The organism is Pseudobacter sp., assembly GCF_051955275.1.
Taxonomy (GTDB): Bacteria; Bacteroidota; Bacteroidia; order Chitinophagales; family Chitinophagaceae; genus Pseudobacter.
The window spans coordinates 1-7,600 of record NZ_JBQCGW010000240.1; the positions used below are offsets into that span (position 1 = coordinate 1).

The 7,600-nt window shown below is 46.2% G+C and carries 6 protein-coding genes; 1 reads left to right on the top strand and 5 read right to left on the bottom strand.

Annotation, left to right across the window (positions count from 1 at the left end; genetic code table 11):
- Positions 1–52 precede the first annotated feature (52 nt).
- Positions 53–706 (top strand): DUF4339 domain-containing protein, encoded by a 654-nt coding sequence (locus ACTHMC_RS20925; RefSeq protein ID WP_440416092.1) that lies wholly within the window; start codon positions 53–55, stop codon positions 704–706.
- A gap of 5 nt (positions 707–711) precedes the next feature.
- Here ACTHMC_RS20925 and ACTHMC_RS20930 read toward each other — a convergent pair whose 3' ends face one another.
- The 5 genes from ACTHMC_RS20930 to ACTHMC_RS20950 all read right to left on the bottom strand — a co-directional run.
- Positions 712–1,884, bottom strand: a complete 1,173-nt coding sequence (locus ACTHMC_RS20930) for a threonine synthase (RefSeq protein WP_440416094.1) — start codon at positions 1,882–1,884, stop codon at positions 712–714.
- Between the two features lie 78 nt (positions 1,885–1,962).
- Complete coding sequence (locus ACTHMC_RS20935) at positions 1,963–2,868, bottom strand: LysR substrate-binding domain-containing protein (protein WP_440416096.1); 906 nt, start codon at positions 2,866–2,868, stop codon at positions 1,963–1,965.
- Positions 2,869–2,941: 73 nt separating this feature from the next.
- The gene (locus ACTHMC_RS20940) at positions 2,942–4,261 is read right to left on the bottom strand and encodes a MutS-related protein (protein WP_440416098.1); all 1,320 of its coding nucleotides are present in this window, start codon (positions 4,259–4,261) and stop codon (positions 2,942–2,944) included.
- A 6-nt stretch (positions 4,262–4,267) separates the two neighbouring features.
- Positions 4,268–5,608 carry a MutS-related protein gene (locus tag ACTHMC_RS20945; RefSeq protein WP_440416099.1) on the bottom strand — a complete coding sequence of 447 codons (1,341 nt, stop codon included), beginning with the start codon at positions 5,606–5,608 and terminating at the stop codon, positions 4,268–4,270.
- Between the two features lie 36 nt (positions 5,609–5,644).
- On the bottom strand, positions 5,645–7,600 hold a 1,956-nt coding region (locus ACTHMC_RS20950; protein WP_440416101.1), incomplete at its 5' end, for a Gldg family protein.

A 7,600-nucleotide genomic window follows, 5' to 3' on the forward strand; every position in this document is an offset into this window, starting at 1 on the left:
CATTGTTTTATCGTTAGTCTGCCATAGTCTCCCGGTTAAAAACCTTATCCGCATGAAAAAATACTATACCCATGATGGGGTACAACAACATGGCCCTTTTTCAATTCCGGAGCTTCAGGTACTGAACCTGCGTCCTGAATCTTACATTTGGCATGAAGGTCTTAGTGACTGGCAGCTTGCGGGCTCAGTTGAGGAGTTGAAAGCCATTTTCAACAGTCATCCTCCGCCTTTCCGAAATTCATCAGTGCAGTCCCCTCCCTCTCTGGAAACTTTAAAACAATCCTCTGCATATCGTTCAGGAAAGAGGGCAGGTAAATTGTTAATAATAATTTCAGCTATTCTGTTATTGACCTGGGGTGGCAGATACATTTATGCCAGGGTGGAAGAGCAGCAAATGAAAAATCATATCAAAAAGAATATTTCGCAATATGTTCAGGCAGGAAACAGTGCCTATAAATACAGCCTGCTGGGCGGCATTTCAGGGTTGAAAATGACGCTCTCAAACAATACGCAATATGTATTGGAAGAAGTAAAAGTCAGGCTGGATTATCACAAGCCGGATGGAACTATCTGGGATCACAAAATAATTGTATTTACTTATGTAGCCCCATTTGAAGAAGCTGTATTGCCCGTTGAAGATACAAACCGTGGGGTCAAGATCTCTTACCAGATCCATTCTGTAAAAAGTGTTGAACTTGGGCTATGATCCAGCTATAAGTTCTGTAAATACTTATACCCGTTGCCCGTGTTCAGCATCAGAATCTTCTCCTGTCTGTGTACCAACCCCTGTTTCAGCAACTGCTGTAACGCCACCCACAGACCTGCACCTTCAGGAGCTATCAGCAAGCCTTCTTCGCGGGCGATCAGTTTTACGGCAGCGATCATATCCGCATCGCTTACTGCTACGGGCAGTCCGCCGGATTCCCGCAGTACGCGCAGGATCATCTTTTCTGCAAAAGGATGGGGTACTGCCAAACCGTTTGCCAGTGAGGGCTGCCCTGCATATTCCTTCACGCTGCTGATCTTTCCGGAATATCTTTCCACTACCGGTTGGCAATTTGCAGCCTGTACCGCAATCATCCTGGGGCGCTTGCTATCGATCCATCCCATAGTTTCCATTTCGGAAAAGGCTTTCCACATGCCGATCAGGCCGGTGCCGCCTCCGGTTGGATATAATATCACATCGGGCAATTCAAAACCGAACTGCTCTGCAATCTCATATCCCATGGTTTTCTTTCCTTCCAGGCGGAAAGGCTCTTTCATGGTGCTGATATCAAAATAGGGAAGTGATTGTTTCAATTGTGCAACGCGTTTGGCACAATTGCTGATGAGCCCATCTACCAGCACCAGTTCCGCGCCGAACAGCCGGCATTCTTCCTTGAATACATCCGGCGTATGCGATGGCATCACTACCACGGCTTTCATGCCTGCCGCGGCGCAGTAAGCGGCCATTGCGCCTCCGGCATTACCTGCCGTGGGAACGATACAACCTTCAAATCCGAATTCTTTTACCTTGCTCACCGCAACACTGATGCCACGGGCTTTGAAAGAACCGGTTGGATTGCCTGATTCATCTTTGATAAAGAGATCCGGCAATTCATATTTTTCGGACAGGTGTTTGGCGTAGATCACTGGTGTCATGCCTTCACCCAAACTGACAATATTCTCCGTATCCATCACGGGAAGGAATTCCGCATACCGCCACATGGTGGATACTCTTTGCTGCAATGTAGTGGGAGAGAGGTTCCGAGGCAGGTCATACATGGCCACCAGTGGCTGCTGGCAACAGGGTGAAAATGTCTGCGGCTCAAAAATGGATACGGCCTTTCCGCAATCTGAACAAGCCAGTTGGGCTAATCTGCTGTGTTGTTGTGCTACTTTCATAAACTCACTATTTCTCGCTCAATGACCATGTAAATGTAGTGAGTCGCTGCACGAAAGGTTATACCGTTTCCTTATGGTCTATAACTTTTTGTTATAACGGGTAGCGAGCTTGATAAAAAGCTGGTTGAGGCGATCGGCTTCTGAATCACGCCGCTGAACAAAGTAGAATGCACGCTGGATGGACATTCCAGGAATATTCAATTTTACCAGTTCCCCATTTTTGAGTTGTTTCACTACGGAGCGGAGTGGAAGGAAGCCCACACAAGTATCATCCAACAGGAAGTTTTTCAATGCTTCAGTACCCCCTAAAACGATCTTATGGCGGATATCCGCAATGCTCATTTTGCATTTCTGCAATGCTTCGGTAACGGCCTGCAATGTGCCTGATCCTCTTTCGCGCAGCGCCACCGGTATTTGTTTCAGCTCTTCCGGCTGGATGGTCTTTCTTTTTACAAGACTGCTGCGAGCGCTGCATACAGGTACCACTTCATCGGAGATGAAGAACTGGTATTTTACCGAATTGAGCTGTTTCTTCCCTTCTGTGATGCCGAGGTCTATTTCATGATCCAGCAAAGCCTTGAGGATGTTTTCGGAGTTGCGGTTCACAAGTGTGAGCTCGATATTGGGATGTTGCTGGTGGAAGGCGGAGAATACTGGAGGGATCACGTACAATGTAATGGTGGTGCTGGTTCCAAGTGTGAGCGATCCTTTAGCCTGATTAAGATCATCCTGGCGGCTCATATCGAAAGTGAGTTGTCTTTGCAACTCCCGTGCTTTCATTACATAGCTCAGCAACAGCTTTCCTTCGGAAGTAAGCGAAATGGCATTTCCTTTCCGCTCGAAGAGGCTGGTGCTGTAATTCTTTTCAAGCGTCTGGATATGCCTGGTGATGGCAGGCTGACTGATGTACAATACTTCCGCGGCTTTGGAAAAGCTGAGTTGGGTGGCCACTTCAAAAAATACCTCATGACTGAAACTGATCATTGTCTGTGGTTTTGATAATGGAAGAGGGACAATGAAGGTACATCAGTTCCTGGTCAGAAAGAATTTTCTGTTCTTATGGAATTATATTGAGGATATTTTCGTTTTCGATGATCAGCATGCCGTGCCTGTCAGCTGTGATACCGTTTGTCAATGTGTAAGTATATCCTGGAATCATCCCATCCATCACTGTAGGCATATATGCAAACCGGATATTGGTGGAATGTTCCATAAGGGCTTCACCGGCTTCAATGATATGAGTGGAGATGATGAAATTACAGTTACGGTAAGCTGCAAAACTTTCAGTCACTGCCAGGGTTGCATCATACGCATCCTGAACATTGGTGCCTTTGAATAGTTCATCGAAAATCACCAGCAGGTCTTTGCCGCTGGCAACCTCTTCCGCCACTTTTTTCACTCTCAGCACTTCAGCGTAAAAATGACTGTATCCCATAGACAGGTTATCCGGCACATTGATGGATGAATACAGCCCCTGTTTGATGGAGAACTCCATTTTACCAGCAGCAACAGGAAACCCCATATGTGCGAGGTAAACAGCGGTTCCGATGGACTTCATAAAAGTGGATTTGCCAGCCATATTTGCCCCGGTAAGAAACAGCAGGTTTTGTTCCATGTTGAAGCTGATATCGTTCCCTGTAGCTTTTTCGAGGGCAGGGTGCCTGCAGTCCAGGATAGTAAGCTGGTGTTGCCTGGCAGGCAAAGCAAGTGGATATACAAACCCTTTTTCCCTGGCCACATTTGAAACGGATATAAATATATCCAGCTGGTATATGAACTGCAGCATCGATCGCATTTTGTCATGCAGTTGATTTCTCAGAAAATGATCGTACCTGGCAAGTTTCCACCAGGCCCTGGTAACATTCCCTTCTCTTATTATTCTCAAAAGCTTCCTGTTGCTGAATAATTCTTTAAGTTCGTTCAATTCATGATGGAAAGGTAAATGATCACCCGCGTTATCCAGGTGATGGATGAAGTTGAACAGCTGCGTCAATAACTGAATAGTGGTTAAAAGACCATTGCAAACCATATTGTATTCAGCTTTCAGGCCCATTGCTTTCAGTAATTGTCTACGAAAAGTTTGAAGGAGGGCGGCAGCTGTATGCTGCCTGCCGCCTGAATAAAGATATGCTTCCATAATGCTGAACGCACTTGCGTCGAATGGGAATTGCAGGTTTTTTTCCTGGAAGTAACGGAAACCTGCAATTCTCTGATTGATGAGGGCTTCATTCAGCAAGGGATGATGGAATAGTTGATCCAGCAACCGCTCCCCTCCGTTTGTTTTTGTCTGGTTGAAAATGCTGAAAAGTGAGTCTGGCTTATACTTTCCCTGGATATTGAGATCTTCCAATGTCTGTTTATCTGTAATGAACAACATATTGTTTTATTGTTTTGGAAGCCCTTTTTGTAATACTTCCATTATTCCTTCATTTTTAATGATGATCATTCCATGCCTGTCAGGAGTAATACCTTTTTCAAGCCTGTAAGTGTATACTGGTCCCTGTAACTGCATATGGGTAGGCAGGAAGATGAAGTGGATATTTTCATGAGCCTTCTGCAATACATCACCAGCTTCCATGATATGAGTGCTTACAATGAACTGGCAATTGCGCATGCGTGCAAAAACTGAAATGATAGCGATGGTAGCTTCCCGCGCATCCTTTACATTGGTGCCTCTGAACAGTTCATCGAAGATTACAAACAGGCTCTTGCTGAGCGCCATTTGCTCCACCACTTTTTTCACGCGTAATACTTCCACGTAAAAATGACTATAACCAAGGCTGAGGCTGTCGGGCAGGTTGATGGTAGAGAAAAATCCATCTCTCACGGAGAACTGCATCTTTGCAGCTGCCACAGGAAATCCCATATGCGCCAGGTACACTGCTGTTCCTACTGCTTTCATGAAAGTGGATTTCCCGGCCATATTGGCACCGGTGAGGAATGCCACATTATTATCGGGAGTAATGCTGATTGAGTTTGATACAGGTGATTGTAACAATGGATGATATACATCCGTGAGGTGAAGGCTGTGTGCTTCTTTACTGATAGCTTCAGGAAATACGAAGTTCCGCTTACGGGCCACGCGTGCCACGGAAGAATATACATCCAGGTTGTAGATGAAACAGAGAAGCTGCTTAACTTCCTCAATGTTCCTGTACCGGAAAATCCTGTCGAATTTGATGTTTTCTTCAAAGCCGGGTTTCACCTGCTGGTTATGTCTGAAAATCACATCCCAGCCTTCTGTTGCCAGTACAGATCCGATAGCGCTCAGCTCTTCTTCATATGGCGCGCTTTGCGGTGAAAGCCTGATCTCCTGTATCAGCGCTTTGAGCTGATGGATAACACTGATGAGGGATGAAATACCGTTCGCTATTCGCTGGTATCCGGTATCGGAACCTGTTACCTGTTTGATAATACGTGCCAGGCTTTTTTTCTCATGTGTCAGTTGCGACCGTACGTCAGTATTGTTCAGGTATAGCTCTATCTGTTCAATGGATTGGCTACTGAAGGGAAATGCCTGATCCGTGATGCCAAAGAAGCGGATAATACCGCTTCGGCGGTTGATTGCATCTTCGCTTGAAAGAGGGGCGCGGAACATCTGTTCCAGCTGTTCTGCGCCTCCTTTTGTATTTGTGTGATTGAAGATCGAGAAAACAGATTGCTGACCCCTCTTACTGAAAATACTCAGGTCGTCAAGCGTTTGTTTATCTGTGATAAAGCTCATGATTGTATTTCGTATAATGATTACAGTGAGGTACTGTTATCTTCCTTTTCTCCGTATCCAGATCACCAGGCTGGTGATCACAAGCAGGGCCGGGAAGATCCATTTGAGGAGAATGGCTGCTACTGCCCATCCTTCCCTGGTGACATCCAGATTTTCGTCGAGTGGCGGATCGCGACGCATATTCACAGGTGCTTCTCCGTCAGACATCCAGTAGAAAGCGGCCGTGATCAGTCCGAAATTGGCGGGCCTGATATCCTGCCGACTGGTACGGAGTTCTGCATTGCTCATCCAGTCCGCATCACCTGCTATGAGTATTTTCTGTTCCCTGTCATTGATTTTCCTGCTAAGTGCCATTACCAATGGAAGGCTATCTTTGGTTTCAAGCGCAGGATTGAATATGGCACTGTCGTCAACAAAGTTGCTGGTCTCCTTTTCAACCCAGGTACCGGCAGTATCCGTCCTGAAAAGGGTAGTGACCTTGAAGCCTTTGTCAGTTGTGAGTTTTAAGGTGCCGGCGGTAGGTGTTGTGAGCATCAGTTTTTTCTCCCGCATAATGGCAAAGTAATGGGAGAATGTGGCCGACTCAGGTGTTGCGGAACTCAGGATCAATTCCTGCTGATGGTCTTTGGATGGGTTCACCAGCATGCCTTCCATAAATTGAACTCCCAGGGATTCCGTAATGGCATTCATGAATTCCTGTTTGCCGGGTTCCCCAGCTATAAGCAGGTTTCCGCCGCGCGAAAGGTAATTTTCGAAATTTGCTTTTTCTTCAGGTGTCAGCAGTTTCTTCACATCTGCCATAACAAGGATATTTACGGAGTCAGGAACAGGCTGAAGCAATGATATATTGGTGAAGTCAAATCCATTGTTGATCAGCGAATGCCGGAAGGTTCTTTCCTGCGCGATGGTCTTGTAACCCCTGTCGAAATTGTTACCGGACTCTCTTTCTCCATGCCCGCTTACAAAGCCTACTAGAGGCAGTTTCATTACCAAACGCTTGAATGCTGCGGATATCTCCGCTTCATCCGGTACTTTCTGCATGTCTTCAAAGATCCGGAGGAAGGTGGATTGGCCATTTTCTCTTTTCAATTGACGGACAAATCTGAATCCTTCAGGCTCCAGGTTGATCCGGTCCGCTATCTTTTCATAGGGAAGAATTTCAAAATCATAGTCATAAAGCCGGGCCATGGTGTCCACTCTTTCTGCTCCATGTACATTAGGAAATGCCTGGTCGAGGTAAGGATTTTCCACTTCCTTATAATACCTGACATATTTGAATTTGATGTCCGGTTTAAACCGGATATACCGTTGAAACAGTTCCTGGTCTGGCTTGTATGCGTGCGGTAAACCACTGTAGTAATTCGCTTCCAGCATATTGGTATAAGAAGTGATGGTGAGCCCGCCTTTCATTTTGCTGACTACCTCCTGGCTTGCCCTGGTAAGGGTGTTGGACTTGTTCCTGGTAACATCCAGGTAACCCATAAAAACGGGCATGGAGCTGATATAACTGGTCATGACCGTGATTGTAACCACTGCCAGGTACTTTCCTGTATTGGTCAGCCAATTGCTTTTCTGCCTGGCGATCTGAAGTTTAAGAATGGTAAAACTGACGAACATCCCCGATACCATGATGAAGTAAATTAGATCTTCGCTGGTGACCAATCCTCTGATAAAACTTTCAGCCCTGCCATTGATCGAAAGCCAATATGTGATATCCCTCACAAATTCCATATCCTGTCCAATCCTGTTCATGGAGCTCAGAGCGGCGAGCACAGCCAGTGTGCCGATGGCCGCCACTACATTATAGGATGTCAATGCAGACATGAACAATCCCACTGCTGCATATGCGCAGATCAGCAGGAACAGCCCCAGTAGTCCGCAACATATCACCGGTAGATCAACATGTATGATCCTGGTGGCGGCATACGCGCTGAAAACAGTCAGGATGAGTATCATCACCAGTCCGAATACCACCAGCGACAGGTATTTTCC